This window comes from Limimonas halophila (assembly GCF_900100655.1).
Classification (GTDB): Bacteria; Pseudomonadota; Alphaproteobacteria; order Kiloniellales; family Rhodovibrionaceae; genus Limimonas; species Limimonas halophila.
Genome location: NZ_FNCE01000008.1, coordinates 99,095 through 121,101, shown reverse-complemented (window position 1 = coordinate 121,101; position 22,007 = coordinate 99,095). Strand labels below are relative to the sequence as shown.

At 69.9% G+C, this 22,007-nt stretch carries 21 protein-coding genes and 1 tRNA gene; 19 read left to right on the top strand and 3 right to left on the bottom strand.

Translation table 11 applies throughout. The features are described 5' to 3' along the window. Positions 1-139 precede the first annotated feature (139 nt). From rpsA to BLQ43_RS10975, 14 genes are all read left to right on the top strand, one after another. Entirely contained in the window at positions 140-1,885 is a 1,746-nt protein-coding gene (gene rpsA, locus BLQ43_RS11040) for a 30S ribosomal protein S1 (protein ID WP_281217570.1), read from the top strand. A gap of 201 nt (positions 1,886-2,086) precedes the next feature. Beyond that, the gene (gene ihfB, locus BLQ43_RS11035) at positions 2,087-2,386 is read left to right on the top strand and encodes an integration host factor subunit beta (protein ID WP_090020781.1); all 300 of its coding nucleotides are present in this window, start codon (positions 2,087-2,089) and stop codon (positions 2,384-2,386) included. Positions 2,387-2,505: 119 nt separating this feature from the next. Further along, positions 2,506-2,892 (top strand): LapA family protein, encoded by a 387-nt coding sequence (locus BLQ43_RS11030; RefSeq protein WP_176758642.1) that lies wholly within the window; start codon positions 2,506-2,508, stop codon positions 2,890-2,892. 37 nt (positions 2,893-2,929) lie between these two features. Next, positions 2,930-3,616 carry an orotidine-5'-phosphate decarboxylase gene (gene pyrF / locus BLQ43_RS11025; RefSeq protein ID WP_090020778.1) on the top strand — a complete coding sequence of 229 codons (687 nt, stop codon included), beginning with the start codon at positions 2,930-2,932 and terminating at the stop codon, positions 3,614-3,616. Positions 3,617-3,618: 2 nt separating this feature from the next. Beyond that, the gene (locus BLQ43_RS11020) at positions 3,619-4,410 is read left to right on the top strand and encodes a hypothetical protein (protein ID WP_090020776.1); all 792 of its coding nucleotides are present in this window, start codon (positions 3,619-3,621) and stop codon (positions 4,408-4,410) included. Further along, positions 4,407-5,168, top strand: a complete 762-nt coding sequence (locus tag BLQ43_RS11015; protein ID WP_090020773.1) for a hypothetical protein — start codon at positions 4,407-4,409, stop codon at positions 5,166-5,168. The genes BLQ43_RS11020 and BLQ43_RS11015 overlap by 4 nt, the downstream gene beginning before the upstream one ends. A gap of 13 nt (positions 5,169-5,181) precedes the next feature. Continuing rightward, positions 5,182-5,829 (top strand): phosphoribosylanthranilate isomerase, encoded by a 648-nt coding sequence (locus tag BLQ43_RS11010; protein ID WP_090020771.1) that lies wholly within the window; start codon positions 5,182-5,184, stop codon positions 5,827-5,829. Between the two features lie 234 nt (positions 5,830-6,063). Then, complete coding sequence (gene trpB / locus BLQ43_RS11005; RefSeq protein WP_090020769.1) at positions 6,064-7,284, top strand: tryptophan synthase subunit beta; 1,221 nt, start codon at positions 6,064-6,066, stop codon at positions 7,282-7,284. Between the two features lie 26 nt (positions 7,285-7,310). Then, positions 7,311-8,195 (top strand): tryptophan synthase subunit alpha, encoded by an 885-nt coding sequence (trpA, locus tag BLQ43_RS11000; protein WP_437123478.1) that lies wholly within the window; start codon positions 7,311-7,313, stop codon positions 8,193-8,195. Continuing rightward, positions 8,192-9,148 (top strand): acetyl-CoA carboxylase, carboxyltransferase subunit beta, encoded by a 957-nt coding sequence (gene accD / locus BLQ43_RS10995; RefSeq protein ID WP_090020767.1) that lies wholly within the window; start codon positions 8,192-8,194, stop codon positions 9,146-9,148. The genes trpA and accD overlap by 4 nt, the downstream gene beginning before the upstream one ends. A gap of 44 nt (positions 9,149-9,192) precedes the next feature. Then, positions 9,193-10,527 carry a bifunctional folylpolyglutamate synthase/dihydrofolate synthase gene (locus tag BLQ43_RS10990; protein WP_090020765.1) on the top strand — a complete coding sequence of 445 codons (1,335 nt, stop codon included), beginning with the start codon at positions 9,193-9,195 and terminating at the stop codon, positions 10,525-10,527. Between the two features lie 110 nt (positions 10,528-10,637). After that, a complete protein-coding gene (locus BLQ43_RS10985) occupies positions 10,638-11,807 on the top strand; it encodes a cation:proton antiporter (RefSeq protein WP_143006263.1) in 1,170 nt (389 codons plus the stop codon). Between the two features lie 119 nt (positions 11,808-11,926). After that, complete coding sequence (locus BLQ43_RS10980) at positions 11,927-12,853, top strand: bestrophin family protein (protein ID WP_090020761.1); 927 nt, start codon at positions 11,927-11,929, stop codon at positions 12,851-12,853. Positions 12,854-13,016: 163 nt separating this feature from the next. Further along, the gene (locus BLQ43_RS10975; RefSeq protein ID WP_090020837.1) at positions 13,017-14,513 is read left to right on the top strand and encodes an AlbA family DNA-binding domain-containing protein; all 1,497 of its coding nucleotides are present in this window, start codon (positions 13,017-13,019) and stop codon (positions 14,511-14,513) included. A gap of 59 nt (positions 14,514-14,572) precedes the next feature. Here BLQ43_RS10975 and BLQ43_RS10970 read toward each other — a convergent pair whose 3' ends face one another. Genes BLQ43_RS10970 through tsaD form a run of 3 tightly spaced genes read right to left on the bottom strand, consistent with a single transcriptional unit; the run spans position 14,573 to position 16,860 of the window. Further along, positions 14,573-14,764 carry a twin transmembrane helix small protein gene (locus BLQ43_RS10970; RefSeq protein WP_090020760.1) on the bottom strand — a complete coding sequence of 64 codons (192 nt, stop codon included), beginning with the start codon at positions 14,762-14,764 and terminating at the stop codon, positions 14,573-14,575. Positions 14,765-14,815: 51 nt separating this feature from the next. Then, positions 14,816-15,811, bottom strand: a complete 996-nt coding sequence (locus tag BLQ43_RS10965) for an NAD(P)H-dependent glycerol-3-phosphate dehydrogenase (protein WP_090020758.1) — start codon at positions 15,809-15,811, stop codon at positions 14,816-14,818. Next, positions 15,799-16,860, bottom strand: a complete 1,062-nt coding sequence (gene tsaD, locus BLQ43_RS10960; protein ID WP_090020756.1) for a tRNA (adenosine(37)-N6)-threonylcarbamoyltransferase complex transferase subunit TsaD — start codon at positions 16,858-16,860, stop codon at positions 15,799-15,801. The genes BLQ43_RS10965 and tsaD overlap by 13 nt, the downstream gene beginning before the upstream one ends. A gap of 56 nt (positions 16,861-16,916) precedes the next feature. Between tsaD and hemC the strand changes: the two genes are divergently transcribed. The 5 genes from hemC to BLQ43_RS10935 all read left to right on the top strand — a co-directional run bounded on the left by hemC (position 16,917) and on the right by BLQ43_RS10935 (position 21,905). Then, on the top strand, positions 16,917-17,870 hold the full coding sequence (hemC, locus tag BLQ43_RS10955; protein ID WP_090020753.1) for a hydroxymethylbilane synthase: 954 nt from the start codon (positions 16,917-16,919) through the stop codon (positions 17,868-17,870). A 3-nt stretch (positions 17,871-17,873) separates the two neighbouring features. Continuing rightward, on the top strand, positions 17,874-18,629 hold the full coding sequence (locus BLQ43_RS10950) for a uroporphyrinogen-III synthase (protein ID WP_090020751.1): 756 nt from the start codon (positions 17,874-17,876) through the stop codon (positions 18,627-18,629). Beyond that, positions 18,626-20,356, top strand: coding sequence for a COG4223 family protein (locus BLQ43_RS10945; protein WP_090020749.1), 1,731 nt, complete (start codon positions 18,626-18,628; stop codon positions 20,354-20,356). The genes BLQ43_RS10950 and BLQ43_RS10945 overlap by 4 nt, the downstream gene beginning before the upstream one ends. A gap of 3 nt (positions 20,357-20,359) precedes the next feature. After that, the gene (locus BLQ43_RS10940) at positions 20,360-21,778 is read left to right on the top strand and encodes a heme biosynthesis protein HemY (protein WP_090020747.1); all 1,419 of its coding nucleotides are present in this window, start codon (positions 20,360-20,362) and stop codon (positions 21,776-21,778) included. 51 nt (positions 21,779-21,829) lie between these two features. Next, a tRNA-Thr gene (locus BLQ43_RS10935) sits at positions 21,830-21,905 on the top strand. Positions 21,906-22,007 lie beyond the last annotated feature (102 nt).

Below are 22,007 nucleotides of genomic sequence, written 5' to 3'. Positions count from 1 at the left end.
GGCGTTGAAACGCTCGCCGCCCGACCAGTCAAAAACGGCCGGACGCGCCCGACAGCAGCGGTTCATCCGCCCGGATGGCTGGACGCACCGGGAAGACCGCCGGAGCCAACCGGCTGGCCGGAATAGCAACGACCACCACGTGGAGGACCACCACACGATGGCTGAGGCAGCCACGACGCACGAGACCAACGAGAGCTTCGAGGCGCTGCTGGAAGAGCAGCTGGGCAACGAGGGCCGCCTCGAAGGCACCGTCCTCAAGGGCACGGTCATCGACTTCGACGGCGACGACGTGGTCGTCGACGTCGGCCTGAAGTCCGAGGGCCGGGTCGCGCTCAAGGAGTTCACCAAGGCGGGCGAGGCCGAGGACCTGAAGATCGGCGACACCGTCGAGGTCTTCCTGGAGCGCTTCGAGGACAAGGAGGGCCAGGCCGTCCTCTCGCGCGACAAGGCGCGGCGTGAGGAAGCCTGGAACCAGCTGGAGAAGGCCTACAACAACGGCGAGCGCGTGACCGGCCAGATCTACGGCCGCGTGAAGGGCGGCTTCACGGTCGACCTCAACGGCGCCACGGCGTTCCTGCCCGGCAGCCAGGTGGACATCCGCCCGGTGCGCGACGTCACGCCGCTGATGGGCACGCCGCAGCCCTTCCAGATCCTGAAGATGGACCGCTCGCGCGGGAACATCGTCGTCTCCCGCCGCGCCGTGCTGGAGGAGACGCGCGCCGAGCAGCGCAACGAACTGGTCGCCTCGCTGAAGGAAGGCCAGGTGCTGCCGGGCACGGTGAAGAACATCACCGACTACGGCGCCTTCGTCGACCTGGGCGGCGTCGACGGCCTGCTGCACGTGACCGACATCTCGTGGAAGCGGGTCAACCACCCCAGCGACGTCCTGTCCATCGGCCAGAACATCAACGTCCAGGTCATCCGCTTCAACCCGGAGACGCAGCGCATCTCCCTGGGCATGAAGCAGCTGGAGGCCGATCCGTGGGAGGGCGCCAGCCAGAAGTACCCCGTGGGCGCCAAGTTCACCGGCCGCGTGACCAACATCACCGACTACGGCGCCTTCGTGGAGCTGGAGCCCGGCATCGAGGGCCTCGTCCACGTCTCCGAGATGAGCTGGGTGAAGAAGAACGTGCACCCGGGCAAGATCGTCTCCACCTCGCAGGAGATCGAGGTGATGGTGCTGGACGTGGACGAGCAGAAGCGCCGCATCTCGCTCGGCCTCAAGCAGTGCGTGCCGAACCCCTGGGCGGAGTTCGCCGAGAAGCACCCCGTGGGCTCGACGCTCGAGGGCGAGATCAAGAACATCACCGAGTTCGGGCTGTTCGTCGGCCTGCCGGGCGACATCGACGGCATGGTCCACCTCTCCGACCTCTCCTGGACCGAGAGCGGCGAAGAGGCGATCAAGAACTACAAGAAGGGTGACGTCATCCAGGTGAAGGTGCTGGACGTGGACGTCGAGAAGGAGCGCATCTCGCTGGGCGTGAAGCAGCTCGAGTCCGATCCCTTCGAGGCCGCCGTCGCCGGCCTGCAGAAGGGCGAGGTCGTGACCTGCACCGTCCACGAGGTCCACGAGAACGGCATCGACGTGAAGGTGCGCGGCGACGAGAACGCCATCGCCACGATTCGCCGTTCCGAGCTGGGCCGCGAGCGCAGCGAGCAGCGCCCCGACCGCTTCGCCCCGGGCGAAAAGGTCGACGCCAAGATCACCCAGGTGGACCGCAAGAACCGCCGCATCTCGGCGTCGATCAAGCAGCGCGAGCTGGAGGAGGAAAAGGAGGCCATGGCCGAGTACGGCTCCGCCGAAACCGGCGCCAGCCTCGGCGACATCCTCGGCACCAAGCTGCGCGACGCCATGCAGGGCGGCGAGGACAGCGACAAGAGCTGATCCCCACCGGGGCAACCCGGTGACAACGTCGGCGCCCGGTCCGCGGTTCACGCGGGCCGGGCGTTTTTTGTGTGCATACGTGCAACACCGCGATGTCCGCGAGTCACGCGCGGTTGACGGTGCCTCGCGCGCGTGGCGACACTCCGCGCCACACGGCCGTCCGGGGGGATTTGTGGCGGTCGAGCAACGGGGGCGTCGGCGATGACCAAGTCCGAACTCATCCAGCGGATCGCGGAAGCGAACCCGCACCTGACCCAGCGCGACAGCGAGCGCGTGGTGGCCACGATCTTCGACGAGATCACAGAGGCGCTGGCCGAGGGGCGGCGCGTGGAGCTGCGCGGCTTCGGCGCGTTCTCCGTGAAGGACCGCGAGCCGCGCGAGGGGCGCAACCCGCGCACCGGCGAGACGGTCCACGTGGATGCCAAGCGCGTGCCCTTCTTCAAGACGGGCAAGCAGCTGCGCGAGCGCCTGAACGGCGACGAGGCCGAAGCCGACGCCTGAGCGGTCCGGCCGCGCCGCCTTCGAGGCTTGAGACGGGCCGCCCGCCCGCGCACCATAGCGGGGCACAAAGACCCAACCGCCGGCGCATCGGCCGGCGCTTCCCGCGAGGCGGCGCTATCGTGAAGCACCTGTCCTGGATCGTCACCGTCCCGCTGCTTGCCGTGGCGGTCATCTTCGCGGTCAATCACCGCGGCGTGGTGACGCTCGACCTGTGGCCGCTGCCGGTCCAGCTCGAAGCGCCACTCTACCTGATCGTGCTGCTGGCCGTGTTCGTCGGCTTCCTCATCGGCGGCGCGGTGATGTGGCTGTCGCAGCACCGCGTGCGCAAACGCATGCGCGAGGAACGCCAGCGCGCCCGCGAGCTGGCGCGCGACGTCGAGGCCCTGCAGCGCCGCCTGGACCAGTACGAGGGCCCGGGTGCGGGCCGCATGGGCTCGCCCGAGACGCGGGGACGCATGCGCCTGCGCCCGCCGACCGCCCCGTCCCTGCCCGCGCTGCGCCGCTGAGGCCCCCGGCCACCACCCGCGATCCGGCAGCCCCGAGATGATCCCGCCGCGTCTCTACATCGCCGTCGACACCGCGGACCGCGCGCACGCCGAGCGGCTCGCGGCCGCCGTGCACGGTTATGCCGGGCTCAAGCTCGGCAGCGAGTTCTTCACCGCCCACGGCCCCGAGGGCGTGCGCGCCGTCGCGGGTGACGCGCCCGTGTTCCTCGACCTGAAATTCCACGACATTCCCAACACCGTCGCCGGCGCCGTGCGCGCGGCCGCGCCCATGCAGCCGTGCTGGCTGACGGTCCACGCCAGTGGCGGGCGCGAGATGATGGCCGCGGCGGTTCAGGCCGCGCACCGGGGCGAGCCGCCCGTGGGTGTGCTGGCGGTGACCGTGCTCACCAGCCTGGACGACGGCGACCTCTCGCGCCTGGGCCAGGCCACGCCCTCGCTGGACCAGGTGCGCCGCCTGGCCGCGCTGGCGGCCGAAGCCGGCGTCGACGGGCTGGTATGCTCGCCGCGCGAGATCGAGGTGGTACGGGCCGAGGTCGGGCCGGACCTCACGCTGGTCGTGCCGGGCATCCGTCCGGCCGGGAGCGACGCCGGCGACCAGAAGCGCGCGGCCACCCCGGCGGATGCGGTCGCGGCCGGCGCCGACATCCTCGTGGTGGGCCGCCCCGTGACGCGGGCGGCCGATCCGGGGGCGGCCGCCCGGGCGATCGCGGCCGAGGCGGGGTAGCCGTGGCGGAGGTGCCGGCGCACGGCGCGTTGCCCGTCCGGACCACCGCGCGCGAGGTCGTGGGCGGCTTCATGGCCCGCCTGCGCCACCTGCCGCAGGTCGCGCTCACCCCCTTCCTGGTGCTCTTCCTCGTCCAGGGCGGGCTCATGCTCCTCCGGGGCGGTGGCGGCGACGACGGGCAGAGCTCGCCGCTGGCGGCGATCGCCGTGCTGGCGGCGATCCCGGTTGTGGTCTTCGCCTACGCCGCTTTCCTCGTGGACTGGCTGCGGCTGGTGCTGCTCGGGCCCGAGCAGGCCGGCACGGGGCCGCGGCTGTCCGTGGGCGGGCGCGACGCGCGCATGCTCGCCTCGGGCATTCTGGTCGCGGTGCTGGCGCTGCTGGCGAGCATCCCGGGCATCGTGCTCGGCATGCTGGCGGGCGGCAGCCCGGTCGCGGGCGTGGTGGCGGCGCTTGTGACGCTGCTGCTGGCGCTGACCGCGGCGGTGAGCTTCGGCCTCGTCCTGCCGGCGGTGGCGGTGGACCGCTCGCTGGGCATGGGCGCGGCCTGGTCGGCGGCGCGGCCCGTGCTGGTGAAGATCGCGGGCATCGTGGCGCTGACGCTGCTGCCGGTGCACCTGCTGGTGAGTTCCAGCGGCGTCGCCTACGCCGTCATGCTCTCCGGCGATGGCCCGGTGGTGCCGGTGATGGTGCTGACCCTGGTGCTGGAGTTCGTGGAGTTGGCGCTGCTGGGCAGCCTGCTCGCGGCGCTGCACCAGCGGCTGTTGGGCGATCCCACGCGCGCGGAGGCGGCGTGAGCGCACAGGAGGAAATGCCGCCCCTGCGCTTGCAAGCCGGACCGGTTCTGGTGGGAACGGTCCGGGTGCTGATGGCGAACTGGCGCTGGCTGCCGCGGCTGCTGGGGCTGCCGGCGCTGGCCGCGTTCGCGGCGGCGCTCGTCCACGTCTACGCGCTGCCGGGGCTTGCCGGCACGGCCGTGTGGGTGCTGACGGTGCCGCTGCTGGTGCTGCTGGCCGTGGCCTGGCACCGCCTGATCCTGCTCGGGCCGAAGGCGGTGCGTGCGCCCGCCGTGCGGTGGCGCGGGCGGCACACGCGCTATCTCGGTGTTGCGCTCGGTGTCGCCGGGATCCATTTCCTGCTCTACGGCGTGCTCGTGGTGGCCGTTGCCGGGATGCCGATGGACACCACCTCCCGCCTGGTGGGGCTGCTGGTGACGCTGTGGTTCACGGTCACGCTCTTCACGCCGCTGACGCTCAAGCTGCCGAGCCACGCCACGGGCCAGAGCGTGCCCGCGCGCGCCTGGCAGACGCGGCCGGCCCACTTCGGCAACGCGGCGCTGGTGTGGCTCGGGGTCGTGCCGGCAACGGCCGTGCTGCTCGCCGGTGCGGGGCTGCTGATCGCGCCGTTCGGGGCGCCGGTTCCGGTGCATCTGGCGGCGACGCTGGTGGGCGCGGCGCTGGTGCCGCTGACGCTGCTGCTGCCCGTGACGGCGATCAGCCTGATGTTCCGGGCGCTGCGCTCGGCCAAGCCGTCGAGCGCGAGCTGGCCCGGCTGAAAAGGACACCCCGATGACGGTCGACGTGAAGATCTGCGGCTGCACGACGCCCGAGGCCGTCGCCGCCGCGCGCGATGCGGGCGCGATGTTCGTGGGCTTCGTCTTCTACCCGCCCTCGCCGCGCAACGTGAGCCCGGCGCGCGCCCGCGAACTGATGGCGGAGGCGGGCGCGATCGCGCCGCTGTCGGTGGCCGTGGTGGTGGACGCCGACGACGAAACGCTGGCCGGGATCGTGGACACGCTGGCGCCGCCGCTGCTGCAGCTCCACGGCGAGGAACCGCCCGAGCGCGTGGCCGACGTGCGCGCGCGCTTCGGCTTGCCGGTGATGAAGGCGGTTTCCATCGGCGGCGAGGCCGACCTGGCGCGCGCCGACGGCTACGCCGAGGTGGCCGACCGCCTGCTGTTCGATGCGAAGCCGCAGCCGGGCGGGCTGCCCGGCGGCAACGCGCGCAGCTTCGACTGGAAGCTGCTCGGCGGGCGCTCGTGGGCGAAGCCGTGGCTGCTCTCGGGCGGGCTGAACGCGGACACCGTGGGCGAGGCCATCGCCACCGCGCACGCGCCGGGCGTGGACGTGTCCAGCGGCGTGGAGTCCGAGCCGGGGGTGAAGGACCCGGCGAAGATCCGGGAATTCTGCGCCGCCGTTCGGGACAACGTTGCCTAAACGCCCCGCGTGCGGCAGGCTCGCGGGCCGTCCAGGGCATGATGCGGTCGGATCGTCCAGGCCGGAAGGCCTAGCGCGCCAGCGGCGCGCGACACGTCAGCTCGCACGCCGCAGGCGCGCGAAACGATCCGGGCGCTGACTCATGCCCGCAAACGAAAGAGATAGAGCGCGATGGGGCTCGTACACTGAGTCCACGTCCTCGCATCGCGCTCTGGATCGCGGATGTGGAGATCCATGACCCAGGTCGAGCGACCCAACACCTACCGAGGCGGCCCCGACCCCTTCGGCCATTTCGGCATCTACGGCGGGCGCTTCGTCGCCGAGACGCTGATGCCGCTGATCCTGGAGGTCGAGCGCGCCTACCTCGACGCCAAGGCCGATCCGGCATTCCGCGAAGAGCTGGAACAGCACGGCCGCGATTTCGTCGGCCGGCCCAGCCCGCTCTACTTCGCCGAGCGGCTGACCGAGGAGCTCGGCGGCGCGAAGATCTACTTCAAGCGCGACGAGCTGAACCACACGGGCGCGCACAAGATCAACAACACCCTGGGGCAGATCCTGCTCGCCAAGCGCATGGGCAAGACCCGCATCATCGCGGAGACGGGCGCGGGCCAGCACGGCGTGGCGACGGCGACGGTGTGCGCGCGCTTCAACCTGCCGTGCGTGGTCTACATGGGCGCGCACGACATGGAGCGCCAGGCCGCGAACGTGGTGCGCATGCGCCTGCTGGGCGCGGAGGTGCGCCCCGTCCACGGCGGCACGGGCACGCTCAAGGACGCGATGAACGAGGCCCTGCGCGACTGGGTCGCGAACGTCGAGGACACCTTCTACATCATCGGCACGGTCGCCGGGCCGCACCCCTATCCCGCGCTGGTGCGCGACTTCCAGAGCGTCATCGGGGAAGAGGTGCGCGAGCAGGTGAAGGAACGCGAGGGCAAGCTGCCAGACAGCCTGTGCGCCTGCATCGGCGGCGGCTCCAACGCGCTGGGGCTCTTTCACCCCTTCCTGGACGAGGGAGACGTGCGCCTCTTCGGCGTCGAGGCCGCGGGCCACGGCATCGAGACGGGCGAGCACGCCGCCAGCCTCAACGGCGGCCGCCCCGGCGTGCTGCACGGCAACCGCACCTACCTGTTGCAGACCGACGACGGCCAGATCCTGGACGCCTACTCCATCTCCGCGGGGCTGGACTATCCGGGCATCGGGCCGGAGCACGCCTGGCTGAACGACACGGGGCGCGTGGAATACCTCTCCGCCACGGACCGGGAAGCGCTGGACGCCTTCCAGCTGTGCAGCCGGCTGGAGGGGATCATTCCGGCCCTGGAACCGGCGCACGCGCTCGCCAAGGTGCGCGAGCTGGCGCCGACGCTGCCGCGCGAGCACGTGATGGTGATGAACCTGTGCGGCCGCGGCGACAAGGACATCACCACGGTCGCCAAGCAGCTGGGGTTTGATCTGTGACATCCACGCCCACCACCGCCGCCGACATCGACGCCCGCCGCCGCGAGGTTCCGGCCGACGAGCGCGCGCCGGACTCCGGGCGCATCCGCGCGCGCTTCGAGGCGCTCCAGCGCGAAGGACGCGGCGGCCTGGTCACCTTCACGATGGCCGGCGACCCCGACCCGGAGACGGGCGCGGAGATCCTGGCTGGCTTGCCCGAGGCGGGCGCCGACCTGATCGAGCTGGGCATGCCCTTCTCCGATCCCATGGCGGACGGCCCGGCCATTCAGGAAGCCGGGCAGCGCGCCCTGCGCGCGGGCATGACGCTGGCGAAGACGCTGGAGCAGGTGCGCCGCTTCCGCGCCAGGGACGCCGAGACGCCGCTGGTGCTGATGGGCTACTTCAACCCCATCTACAGCTACGGCCCGCAGCGCTTTCTGGACGACGCCAAGGCCGCCGGGGTGGACGGGCTGATCGTCGTGGACCTGCCGCCGGAAACCGACGACGAGCTGTGCGGTCCCGCGCTTCGGACCGGCGTCAACTTCATCCGCATGGCGACGCCGACGACGGACGAGCGCCGTCTGCCGGCCGTGCTGACCAACAGCGGCGGCTTCCTCTACTACGTCTCGATCGCGGGCATCACGGGCACGCGCTCGGCCGGCGACGCGGACATCGCTTCGGCTCTCGACCGGCTGCGCCGCCACACGGCCTTGCCCATCGCCGTCGGCTTCGGCATCAAGACGCCCGATCAGGCCGCAAGCGTGGCCGCGCGCGCCGACGCCGCGGTCGTGGGCTCGGCGCTGGTCAAGACCGTGGAGGACAACCTGGACGCGCAGGGCCGCGCCACCGCCGGCTGCAGCGGGGCCGTGCTCGCGCGCGTGCGCGAGCTGGCCGCCGGCGTGCGCGGCGCCCGCAGCGGAGGAGCGGCATGAGCTGGATCTCCAACTACGTCCGCCCGAAGTTCCGCGCCCTCGTCACGCGCTCGGACATCCCGGAGAACCTCTGGGAGAAGTGCGATTCGTGCGGGCAGATGATCTTCCACCGCGATCTCGCCAACAATCTGCGCGTGTGCACGCACTGCGGCCACCACATGCGCATCGGCGCGCGCAAGCGCCTGGAGCTGCTGTTCGACGACGGCGAGTACGTGGCCGAGCCGCTGCCGGAGACGGTGACGGACCCGCTGCGCTTCCGCGACCGCAAGCGCTACTCGGAGCGCCTGCGCGAATCGCGCAACAAGACGGAGGAAAGCGAGGCCATCATCGTCGCCCACGGGACGGTGAACGGCTATCCGCTGGTGGTGGCGGCCTTCAACTTCGCCTTCATGGGCGGCTCGATGGGCGTGGCCGTGGGCGAGTCCCTGGTCATGGCCGCGCGCCTGGCGGTGGACAAGGGCGCGCCGCTGCTCGCCATCCCGGCCTCCGGCGGCGCGCGCATGCAGGAGGGCATCCTCTCCCTCATGCAGATGCCCAGGACGACCATCGCGGTGGACATGGTGAAGGAAGCCGGCCTGCCTTACCTCGTGCTGCTCACCGATCCCACCACGGGCGGCGTCACCGCCTCCTTCGCCATGCTGGGCGACATCAACCTCGCCGAGCCCGGCGCCACGATCGGCTTCGCCGGGGCGCGCGTGATCGAGGAAACCATCCGCCAGAAGCTGCCGGACGGCTTCCAGCGCGCCGAGTATCTGCGCGACCACGGCATGGTGGACATGGTGGTGGACCGGCGCGAGATGGGCGCGACGCTCGGCCAGCTCATCGACCTCTTCCAGCGCCGCGAGCCGCGAAGCACGGTCATCCCGCTGGCGGAGGCGGCGGATGCCCTTCCCGAGAACCCGAGCCTGGACGAGACGGCGGCCGCCGGCGAGGAACGCCAGGCCGCGGAATAATCGGCCCCCGCGTTCCGCACCCCCGACAACCCGGAGACGCCGCGATGGCGCCCCAGGACACCCCGGCGGCCGGCACCGGCAGCGACCGCGTGCTACAGCGCCTGATGGCGCTGCACCCCAAGCTGATCGACCTCTCGCTGAAGCGCGTGCACACCCTGCTGGCGCGCCTGGGCCATCCCGAGCGCGCGCTGCCGCCGGTGATCCACGTCGCCGGCACGAACGGCAAGGGCTCGCTGATCGCCTTCCTGCGGGCGATGCTCTCGGCGGCGGGCTACCGCGTCCACGTCGCCACCTCGCCGCACCTCGTGTGGTTCCACGAGCGCATCCAGCTCGCCGGCCAGCCCATCGGCGAGCCGGACCTGCTGGCGCTGCTGGAGGAGGCCGAGCGCGCCAACGGCGGCGAGCCCATCACCTTCTTCGAGATCACGACCTGCGCCGCCTTCCTGGCCTTCGCGCGCACGCCGGCCGACGTGCTGCTGCTGGAAACCGGCCTGGGCGGGCGGCTGGACGCCACGAACGTGATCGAGCGGCCCGAGCTCACCGCGATCACGCCCATCGGCCTGGACCACATGGACTTCCTGGGCGGCGATCTGGCCACGATCGCGGGCGAGAAGGCCGGGATCATGAAGCCGGGCGTGCCCTGTGTCGCCGCGCCCCAGCCGGACGAGGCCGCGGCTGTCCTGCGCGCACGCGCCGAGGCCGTGGGCGCGCCGCTCGACCTCGGCGGCCGGGACTGGCACGCCGAGCCGGCTTCCGACGGCACGGCGTTCACCCATACCGGCCGCGACGGCAGCGCGCGCCGCTATCCCGCCCCGCGCCTCCTCGGCCCCTATCAGCTCGACAACGCGGCCCACGCCGTTGCCTGCACCGACCGGCTGGACCGCTACACGCTCCCCGACGCCGCCATCCGCGAGGGGCTGGCGAGCGCCACCTGGCCGGGCCGCATGCAGCGCCTGACCGAGGGCGCGCTCGCCGAACGCCTCCCGGAAAACTGGGAGCTGTGGCTGGACGGCGGGCACAACCCCGCCGCCGGGCGCGCGCTCGCCGCCGCGCTGGACCGCTGGCGCACGGGCGAGCCCGAGACGCCCATCCACGTCGTCGTGGGCATGATCACCTCCAAGGACCCGGCGGCCTTCATGGCGCCCTTCGCCGACCGCGCGGCCAGCGTCACGGCCGTTCCCGTGCCGGACGAGCCCAACAGCTTCGACGCCGCCACCCTGGCCGAGCGGGCGCGCGAGGCGGGGGCGGGGACCGTGACCGCCGCCGATTCGGTGCGCGCGGCGCTGGACCGTCTGGCCGCCAGCGGGGGCGAGCGGGCGCGCGTGCTGGTCTGCGGCTCGCTCTATCTGGCCGGGTCCGTGCTGCGCGAGAACGGCTGATCGCCCTCCCGCGTCTCTGACACATACCTTTTCATTGTGTGCGCCGCGCGCCCGGTTTAGGGGTGCGAACCGTCTTTTCCGAAAACCCGGGCGACAGGGAGGGCGCGGCCGTGGACGCATCCCTACTGATGGCCGTGGCGCTGGTGGTGGCCGCCGCGGTGGCGCTGGAGCTGCGTGTGTCCAGCGCCTTCCTGGAGATCATCGCGGGCATCGTCCTGGGTGCGCTGGTCGTCGACCTGCACGAGGTCACCTGGCTGGAGCTGCTGGCCGACCTGGGCATGATCGCGCTGATGTTCACCGCCGGGTTCGAGGTGGACATGCGCCGCCTGCGCTGGATGTGGCGCGGCTGCGTCGGCGTGGGCGTCTCGTCCTTCGTCGCGCCCTTCGTGGGTGTGTTCGCGCTGGCCTACTGGGTCGCGGGGCTGGCCCCGCTGCCCGCGGCGCTGGTGGGCGTGGCCATGTCCACGACCTCGCTGGCGCTCGTCTACCCGGCGCTGAAGGAGCGCGGGATGCTGCCCACGGCGCAGGGGCAGGGCATCCTCGCCTCGGCCACGGTGGTCGACGTCATCAGCATGGTCACGCTGGCCGCGCTGCTCGGCGACGCCGGGTGGGGCACCGCCATCATCGTGCTGGTGCTCGTGGGCACCTTCTTCGGCCTGCCGCGCGCCGGGGAGTGGGTGTTCAAGCGCTACAAGGGGTCGGTCGCCGAGCCGGAGCTGCGCTTCCTGCTGGTCGTGCTGATCGGGCTGGGTTTCACCGTGGAGAACGTCGGCGGCATCCACCCCGCGACCGTGGCCTTCGCGGTGGGCGTGGCGATGTCGCGCGTGGTGGTCGAGCACGAGGCCGTGGAGCAGAAGCTCAAGGGGCTGGTGTTCGGGCTGTTCGCGCCCGTGTTCTTCCTGCACGCGGGCACGCAGCTCGACGTGCGCGCCATCACGCCGGAGGTCCTGGTCGCGGCGGCGGCGCTGCTGGCGGTGGCGACGGCGCTGAAGTTCGTGGGCACGGCCTACCCGGCACGCAAGCTCATGGGCATCAACGCCCGCATGGCCGGGCTGATCTTCAACTACCGCCTGAGCTTCGGGATCGTCGCCGCCGGCACGGGGCTGGAAGCGGGCGTGCTCACCCAGGGCGACTACGCCGCCATCGTGCTGGCCGTGCTGACCAGCGCCATCCTGCCCGCGGTGCTGTTGCGCCATCGCCCGAGCGAGGTCCCGGCGGGGAGCGAGGGCGATCAGCGCGCCGTCACCTGGGCCGACCGGAGCGGCGAGCACACGCGCTAGACGGCCGGGTGGGCGGCGGAAATCGCCGCGTGTCCGTCGCCCACGCGCACGCGGGAGGTTTAACCGGCGTTTAGATCACGCCGCCGCCCGCCAAGACCGCACACGCCGAGCGCCCGCCCATGATCGTGCGCGACCGCCCGAGCATTCTCAGCCTCTTCTTCGTCATGCGCGGCTCGATCGTGCCCCAGATCGCGCCGCAGATCGTGGCGATCTTCGCGCTCGGCGCGGTCGTGACGGCGCTGCACGCGCGGTATCCCGAACACTTCCTGACGTTCAGCGCCGCGCCCTTCGGCCTGATCGGGCTGGCGCTGTCCATCTTCCTCGGCTTCCGCAACAACGCCTGCTACGACCGTTGGTGGGAGGCCCGCAAGCAGTGGGGCCAGCTCGTCATCGACACGCGCTCGCTCGCGCGCGAGGCGGGCACGCTGCTCGACACCAGCGGCGACGCCGGCCGCGCGGCCCAGGAACGCATGACGCGGCTGACCATCGCCTTCACCCACGCCCTGCGCCACCACCTGCGCGGCAGCGACCCGTGGGCCGAGATCGCGCCCTTTCTGGACCGCGACGACGTGCCCGCCCTGCGCGCCAGCCGCAACCTCCCCGACGCCATCCTGCGCCATCTTGGCGGGGAACTCAGCAACAGCCTGCGCCGCGGCCTGACCACGGACATCCTGGGGCGCGTGCTGGAGGAGCGGATTACGGCCTTGGCGGGCGTGCAGGGCGCGTGCGAGCGCATCCTGAACACGCCGCTGCCCTTCGCCTACACCCTGCTGCTCCACCGCACGGCCTATATGTACTGCCTGCTGCTGCCGTTCGGGCTGGTGGACACGCTTGGGCTGCTCACGCCCCTCGTGGCGGCGATCGTCGCCTACACCTTCTTCGGGCTGGACGCGCTCAGCGAGGAGCTGGAAAACCCCTTCGGCACCTCGCAGCACGACCTGGCGCTCAAGACGATGAGCCGCACGATCGAAATCAACCTGCGCGAGGCACTGGGGGAGGAAGACCTGCCCGACCCCGTCCGGCCGGCGGGCTACTACCTGCCCTGACTTTCACATTTAACCTTTTGCTTCAGATAAATGTTCGAATACAGAGATATTGCAATCGCGCATCTAGTGCAATCCATCGAGATCAACCTTGACGAGCTTCATCCATTTGTTGTTAATGTATATGCCTACAACCTTGTTATAAATTCTAAAGTAGGTGTAAGCGATGGCGAAGAAAAATAAGTTGACCAGACAGGAAGTATCTTTAATTAAGGCGATGATAAATACCGGATATTTTAACAATCAAGAGATATTGTCATTCTTCAGCTACCCCGAAAGAACCGTAAATCAAGGAAGAATAAGTCAAATTCAAGATGGAAAAATATATCACGATGTTTCTCCGGCGACGTACCAAGATTTAAAAAATTTTCTTGATAATTACAATAACTCTGGTAGATATAAGTTTCATCCAGAATCGAAAGAAGAGCTATTCCGAATTCTTCCGGAGGACGAGAATGACAATCACTATTTAAATATTGATGAAAGCGATATAATTGAATGTAAGAAGAGTTTTCAGTTGAACGCGTTTGACGAATACTCTAGAACGATTTGCGGAATGGCAAATAATAAAGGTGGGTATATCGTTTTCGGAGTGCAGGACAATGATTGGAAAATTGTAGGTCTAAAGGACAAAAAATTTTGGAAAGAAGACACAAAGAAGATAAATAATGCAATAAATAGTAGGGTTTCGCCATCTGTGTATTGGAAGCGTCTAAAGATTAATAGGGGTGGGGAGGATTTGGCAGTTCTGTATGTACAGGAAGCACCTATAAAACCAGTTATGATAAAAAAAGACGGACAAAAAATTTCCGAAGGTCAGATATATTATAGATATAGTGGTGAGAATAATCTTATACGTATTGCAGATCTGCAAAATATATTGCAAGAACGCGATAGACAAATCGAACAACGCTGGCATGACCTAATTCAGCGTGTAGGTAAGATTGGTGCAGAAAATGTCGGTATACTAAATACAGTTGATGGGATGGTCGAGGGTCCAGGCGGCTCTTTATATATTGATGAATCTTTGCTTGGAGAAATAAATTTCATTAGGCACGGTAGATTATCAGAAACAGAGGGAGCGCCGACACTTCGGATAGTAGGTGAAGTAGAGCCAGTAACAACGGTTTTGTCAGACACTGGTAAGGTAGAAATACAAAAGGATGTCATTCTTGAGACAGATATTTTAGAAGCGTTCATGAAGCAGTCAAATATCAAAACCCCAAAAGCTTATTTAAAGGCACTATCTCAAGTGCCCTCCTGGTGGGGACCTCTGTATTACTACGTATATTTATCTGGAATGACGCGGAAGCAAGCCGTTTCATTTTTAGAGAGCACAGACACAAGTTTCTCGTCTGCTCGAAACAAGAAAGTTCAAATATTAAAAAACACGGAGATGCCAAAGACGTACAAAATATCCGAGAAAATTAAGCCGATCCGCGACAAAATTATAAATAAAGATGAAATAGATTTAGGAAGTTTAGCCAAGGCGCGACAGCTTTTACATGCCCTGCAAAGCCTGAACCCAGATGAAGTAGATTTTCCTTACTGCCTTTCGCTGGTTCATAATGTGTACGAGAGTTATTATAGCGATGCGAAGTCAGAAATTCGCAAGACATTGGCCTTATTGGACTATTACGAATTTTCGCATGGTTTGTCTTAGATTGCTTGAATAGTAAGCCGGTTCCTTGTATGCGCTGCGCAATTGTTTGATTGCAACTGTTAGCCGATCATGAAGGCGATCGCCAGCAGCCCCAGCGCGACGCCCTGGCAGACGACGCGGTAGCGCATGAGCTTGTTGCCGTACTTGCGGTTCACCTCACCGCCGCGCGCCATGACGATGAGGCCCGAGAAGAGCACGCCCACCGTGATCAGGAGGGCGAGCACGAGCAGGATGGTGACCAGCGTGTTCATGGCCCTCTACCTAGCGTCGGCGGGTTCCCATGACCAGGGGCGGTGACGCCCTTATCGGCTCTCCGACCGGAAGGGCCGCGCCAGCAGGGCGTCGATCGTGTCGTCGAGCGCCGCGTCGTGGTTGACCACCGCGTCCACGCCCGCGGCGATGGGCATGTCCACGCCCGCGCGCTCGGCCAGCGCCGTAACGGCCTTGGCGGTGTGGATGCCCTCGGTGACGCTGCGCCGCGCCGCCAGCACGTCCGCCAGCGCGTGCCCTTCGCCCAGCGCGACCCCGAGCGTGTAGTTGCGCGAGGCGATGCCGGTGCAGGTCAGCGTCAGGTCGCCCAGGCCCGACAGCCCGCTCAGCGTTTCCGCGTGCGCGCCCCGGGCCACCGCCAGGCGGCCGATCTCCGCCAGCCCGCGCGTGATGAGCGCGGCGCGTGCGTTCTCGCCCAGCCCGCGTCCGGCGACGATGCCCGCCGCGATGGCGACGACGTTCTTCACCGCGCCGCCGATCTGGGCGCCAACCACGTCCGTGCTGGCGTAGAGCCGGAAGGCGCGGCTGCCCAGCGTCTCCACCAGCGCCGCCGCGCCCTCGGTGTCCTCGGCGGCGAGCGTGGCGGCGGCGGGCAGCCCGCGCGCGACCTCGCCCGCGAAGGTGGGGCCGGAGAGCACGGCCGCCGGCCGGCCGGGCAGCGCCTCGGCGAGCACGGCGCTCATCAGCGCGCTGCTGCCGCGTTCCAGGCCCTTGGCCGCGATCACCGCCGGCACCTCCGCGCCCGTCACGGGATGCAGCCGCTCGGCGATCGTGCGCAGGTGCTGCGCCGGGGTGGCGAGCACCAGCACGTCGCCCGCCTCGGCGGCGTGGGTGAGGTCGGCGGTGGGCCGGATCGCCGGGTCCAGCGGGATGCCCGGCAGGTAGTGGCGGTTTTCCTGATGCACCGCCAGTGTCTCCGCCACCTCGGGATTGTGCGCCCAGAGCGTGACCTCGCAGCCCGCCCGGCGCGCCGCCTGCGCCAGTGCCGTGCCCCAGGCGCCGGCGCCGATGATGCTCACGCGCTCCATGCCGCGGCTCCCTTTTCGACGTCCGCGGGACTCATCTCCGTTAACGGCCAGCGCGGGCGGGCGCGCGCGTCCAGGCCGTCGGTGCAGCCCAGGCGCAGGCGCTCCACGCCCGCCCAGCCGATCATGGCGGCGTTGTCGGAACACAGGCCCAGCGGCGGCGCCACCAGCCGCGTTCCGCGCGCGCCCGCCAGATCTTCGAGGCGCGCGCGCAGCGCCGCGTTGGCCGCCACACCGCCGGCGACCACCAGCGGCCCCGGCACGCCGTGGTCGCGGGCGAAGGCGTCCAGCGCGTTGGCGCAGCGGTCCGCAAGCACGTCCGCCACCGCCGCCTGGAAGGCGGCGGCGAGGTCGCCGACCGTGCGTTCGTCCAGGGTGTCCAGGCGCTCGACGGTGTGGCGCACCGCCGTCTTCAGCCCGGAAAACGACATGCGGCAGCCCTCGCGCCCCAGCATCGGCCGCGGCAGCGGGAAGCGCGCCGGATCGCCGTCCACCGCTGCGCGCTCCAGCGCCGGGCCGCCGGGGTAGCCCAGGCCGAGCAGCTTGGCCGTCTTGTCGAAGGCTTCGCCCACGGCGTCGTCCACCGTGCCGCCGTAGACGGTGTAGCGGCCCACGCCGCCGACGGCGACGAGCTGGCAGTGCCCGCCGGAAACCAGCAACAGGAGGTAGGGGAAGGGCAGGTCGTCCGTCAGCCGCGCCGTCAGCGCGTGCGCCTCCAGGTGGTTCACCGCCATCAGCGGCAGATCGCGCGCGGCGGCGATGGCCTTGCCCGTCATCAGCCCCACGAACAGCCCGCCGATGAGGCCGGGGCCGGCGGTGGCGGCGACGCCGTCCAGCTCGCCGTAGCCGAGGCCCGCATCGTCCATGGCGCGCGCGATCAGCGAATCCAGGTATTCCAGGTGGGCGCGCGCCGCGACCTCGGGCACGACGCCGCCGAACGGCCGGTGCTCGTCGAGCTGCGACACCACCAGGTTGCTCAACAGCCGGCGCTCGCCGTCGACGACGGCGGCGGCGGTTTCGTCGCAGGAGGTCTCGATCCCGAGGACGCGCATCCCGGCGATCCGTGCGGTGGCTTGCTCTCGCTCCGCGCCGGTTCTACACCACGCACATGACAGCGGCCACACCCCCGCTCCGCCTGGGCAGCCGCGGCAGTCCCCTGGCGCTGCGGCAGGCGGAGATCGTGCGCGCGCGCCTGCAAGCCGCCAACCCGGCGCTCGCGGCGCCCGACGCCGTCGAGATCGTCCCCGTCAAGACCACGGGCGACGTGGAGACCAAGCGACGCCTCGCCGAGATCGGCGGCAAGGGCCTCTTCACCAAGGAGCTGGAGGACGCCCTGCTGGACGGGCGCATCGACGCCGCCGTCCATTCGCTGAAGGACGTTCCGACCTGGCTGCCGGACGGCTTGAGCCTCGCCGCCGTGCCCGAGCGCGCCGACCCGCGCGATGCCTGGTTCTCGCCGAAAAGCGCCACGATCGCCGGGTTGCCGGAGGGCGCGCGCGTGGGCACCGCCAGCCTGCGCCGCCAGGCCCAGATCCTGGCGCTGCGCCCGGACGTCCGCGTCGTCACCTTCCGCGGCAACCTTCAGACCCGCCTGCGCAAGCTGGCCGACGGCGAGGCCGACGCCACGCTGCTCGCCCACGCCGGGCTGGCGCGCATGGACATGGCGGACCGGGCGACGGCGGTGCTCGACCCCGCCGAAATGCTGCCGGGCGTCGCCCAGGGTGCGCTGGCGCTGGAAACGCGCGCCGCCGACACGCGAACGCGCGAGATGGTGTCCGCGATCGACGATCCCGCCGTGGCCCGCTGCGTCCACGCCGAACGCGCCTGCCTGGACGTGCTGGACGGCTCCTGCCAGACGCCCATCGGCGTGCTGGTCGAACCGCTTGCGGGCGAGCGGGTGTATGTGCGCGCCCTGGTTGCCTGGCCGGACGGCAGCGAGTGCTGGGCCACCGAGCGTACGGGGCCGGTCGCGGACGCCGGGGCGCTCGCCCGCGACGCCGGGCACGAGCTGCGCCGGCGCGCCGGGGACGACTTCTTCGCCCGGCTGGCGGAGATGATCTGACCCATGCATGTGCTGGTCACGCGCCCGCAAGCGGACGCCGAGGACCTGCTCACCGATCTGCACGCGCACGGCCATACGGCCGTCCTCGCGCCCATGCTGGAGGTCCACGTAACCGCGCGCACGGCCCCGGATGTGCGCGGCGTGCAGGCGCTGCTCTTCACCTCCGCCAATGGCGTGCGCGCGTTCACCAGCGTTTCGGACCGGCGCGATCTGCCCGTTTTCGCGGTGGGGAAAGCCACGGCCGAGGCGGCGCGGGGGCGCGGGTTTCAGCATGTCGAGGCGGCGGGCGGCGATGCAGCCTCCTTGGCCGCGCACGTGCGCGCACGCCTGACCCCGGCGGAGGGGGCGCTGTATCATGCCGCCGGCACGGTGACGCGCGGGGCGCTGGCGGAAACCCTGCGCGACGCCGGTTTCACGGTGCACCGCGAAGCCCTCTACGATTGTGTGCCGGTGACGGACCTGCCCGCGGACGCACACGCCGCGCTGGCGAACGGCACGCTCGACGGGGTGCTGTTTTTCTCTCCCCGTACGGCGGACACCTTTGTTAGCGTCGTGCGGTCGGCGGACCTTGGCGCGGCCTGCCGGCGCCTGCACGCCGTGTGCCTGTCGCCCGCGGTGGCGGAGCGTGTTCGGGCCCTGACCTGGGCCGGCGTGCACCTCGCCGCCCGGCCGGAACGCACCGCACTGCTGGCCGTCCTCTCCGGCCTTGGCGATGGAGAGGCCGCGGCCCCATCCAGGGAGGCGGACCGACACGCATGACCCAGGACCGGGATCCCAGTCAGGACCCGCCGCAGCCGGGGGACGGCGATCACGAGTCCCACGGCGGGCACGACGACGGCGCCAACGCCGCCCAGACGGTCATCGCCCGCTTCGGCGGCATCCGCCCCATGGCGACCAAGCTCGGCGTCGCGGTGTCCACGGTGCAGGGCTGGAAGAACCGCGGCGCCATCCCGCTGTCCCGCCACGACGAGATCCTGGACGCCGCTGCGCACCACGGCATCGAGCTGGATCCCGAGCTGCTGGAAGCCAGCCGGGACACCGCCGCGGAGCACGCCGAGGCAGAGAGCGCGGAGCCCGAGCCCACGCCCAGCTTCGGTCCCACCGCCGAAACCGAGCCCGAGCCGGCGGCCGCGCACCCGGACGAGTTCATCGACCCGGAAACCGGCCAGCCCGAGACCGAGGAAGAGCTGCAGGCGGTGCGCTCCGCCGCGGCTGCCGCCGCCGCCAGCGCCGCCGAGATTCCGGACGGCGAGGAGGCCGGCCCGGCGACCCCCGCGCCGCCACCGCCGCAACCGCGCCCCGTCGGCTGGGTGCCCGGCATGCTGCTGGGCGCGGCCATCGTCATTGTGGTCGCCGGCGGCACGATCGTGCTGCGCGACACCTGGCTGCCGCTGGTCACGGGCCAGGGCGACGCGGCGCCCTCGGGCGCGGCCAAGCAGCTCGCCGAGCTGCAGCAGCGCGTGGACCGCGTCGACACCGTCATCGACCGGGCCGAGGGCCTGCGCGGGGAGTTCACGGACCTCCAGCAGCAGGTGCAGGAGCGCGTCGGCAAGCTCGACCAGCAGGTTCAGGACCTGGCCGGGCGCGAGGTGGTTTCGCCGTCGCGCGTCGAGGAGCTGAGCCAGCGCGTCGAAAGCGCCACCGACGAGGCGGGCGAACTGGCGAGCCGCCTGGACAACGCCACCACGCGCCTGGAAACGGCCGTTGGGCGCATCGATTCCCTCGCCGAGCGCGTCGACACCCTCTCCGGGCGGGTCCAGACGGTGGAAAACCAGGCCGCGGACACCGAATCCGTGCAGAAGCTGAGCAGCCGCGTCGCGGCCGTGGACGAGCAGCTGGCCGGGATGGAAACGCTGCGCCAGCGCATGGAGAACCGCGCCAACGTCGAGGAGGTTGCGCGCACGGCCGCGGCGTCGCAGGTGGCCCGTATCATGGTCGTCACCGAGCTGCGCGACGCCCTGCGCTTCAAGGCGCCCTTCGAGGCCGAGTTGCAGGCGGCGCGCGACGTCCTGCCCGCCGATGCTCCGGCGCAGGCGCAGCTGGAAAAGCTGGCCGACCGGGCCGGTGAGGGCATCCCCACGCGGGAGCAGCTGGCGGCGCGCTACAACGACGCCGCACGCGACGCCGTCGGCGCCGCGGCCTCCGGCGAGGACGGGGGGCTGCTCGGCGGTGTGCTGCGGCGGCTGAACAACGTCATCAGCGTGCGCCCGGTCGAGCCCGACGCGGGCGGCAGCGGCCCCACGGGCATCCTGGCGCGGGCGCAGGCGCAGCTCGAAGCCGGAGACCTCGAGGGCGCCGTGACGGCGCTGGAAAAACTCTCGGGCAAGCCCGCCGAGGCGATGGCGCCGTGGCTGGCCGATGCCCGGGCGCGCGTGGCCGCCAACGAGGCCGTGGCCGCGCTCGGCGGCTGGTTGCAGACGAACGCCCGCGCCCTCCAGCAGGCCACGAGCGCCAAACAGGCGGACGGCCAGGGGAGCGGCGGCTAAACCATGATCCGCGGGCTGATCTTCTTCCTCAAACTCGCCGTCCTGGTCGCGGTCGCCGTCTGGCTGGCGGACCAGCCGGGCGAGGCGGTCGTCACCTGGCAGGGCTACCGGCTGGAAACCTCGTTCGGCATCCTGCTGCTGATCGTCGCCGCCGTCGCGGTGATCGCGGCGCTGACCTACCGCTTCTGGGGCGGGCTGCTGCGCGTGCCCGGCAACATCGGGCAGTTCTGGCGCAACCGGCGCCGCCAGCACGGCTACCGCGCGCTCACCCAGGGCATGGTCGCCGTCGCCGCCGGGGAGCCGCAGGAGGCGCGGCGCTTCGCCCGCAAGGCGGACGACCTCTTGGACGATCCGCCGCTGACGATGCTGCTCTCCGCGCAGGCGGCGCAACTCAACGGCGACGAGGAAGCCGCGGCGCGCTACTTCACCGCCATGCTGGAGGACCCGGAGACGCGCTTCCTGGGGTTGCGCGGGCTGCTGCGGCAGGCGCAGCACGAGGGCAACTGGCAGGCGGCGCTGCAGTACGCGCGCCAAGCCTACGACATCCGCCCGGAAACGCCGTGGGTCCTGTGGGCGCTGTTCGATCTGGCCTTCAAGCTGGGTGAAACCGACACCGCCCTGGATGCGCTGCGCGATCTGCACCGGCACGACCAGCTCACCCGCGCCGAAACCTCGCGCCGGCGCGGCGTGGTGCTCACCGAGCGCGCCCGCCGGCATCTGGCCGAGGGCAACCGCGAGGCGGCGGACCACGAGTCGCGCGAGGCCGTGAAGGAGGCGCCGGAGCTGCCGCCCGCCGCCGCGATCCGGGCGCGGGTGCAACTGGACGGCGACGACCCGCGCGGCGCCGCCAAGACGATCGAGCGCGCCTGGGCCGAGCATCCGCATCCGGATCTGGTCGATCTCTACCTGGAGGCGAAGCCGAGCCAGGACGCGCAGCAGCGCTACCAGACGGTGCGCCGGCTGGCCGACCGCAACGCGGGCCACCGCGAAAGCGAACTGGCGCTGGGCAGGCTGGCGCTGGAAGCCGGGCTCTGGGACAAGGCGCGCACCCATCTGGGCCGCGCGGCCGGCGAGCGCGCCAGCGAGGGCATCTGCCGCCTGATGGCGGAGCTGGAGGAGCGTCAGCACGACGACCGCGAGGCCGCGCGCCAGTGGCTGCGCCGCGCCGCCGACGCGCCCGCCGACCCGGCCTGGGTGTGCACCCACTGCGGCACCGTTGCGCACCAGTGGTACGGGCAGTGCCCGCAGTGCGACACCTTCGACAGCTTCGCTTGGCAGAGTCCGCCGGAAATCCACGCCGGCCCGGTTCAGGCGATCGAGACCGGCGCCCCGGACGAGCGCGCGCGCCTCGCCGTGCAGGCGGGGCGCGGCGGCGACGGCGACGCGGGTGCAAATGCCGAGGAAAGCGCCGTCGAGCGTTGACGCTGTGGCGGGCGGACATTAGGTTTGCCGCGCATTCGACGGCGCGCCGGTGCCGCGGTAGCTCAGTTGGTAGAGCAACGCATTCGTAATGCGTAGGTCGGCGGTTCGAGTCCGTCCCGCGGCACCACTGTTTCTTTCCGCTCCGTCCAACAGGTCCCCACCAACGGGCTTGAAATTTTCGGATTCCGGCATGCGTCGCTGTTCGGGTGGGCGGCCTTGCCGGTGCGAC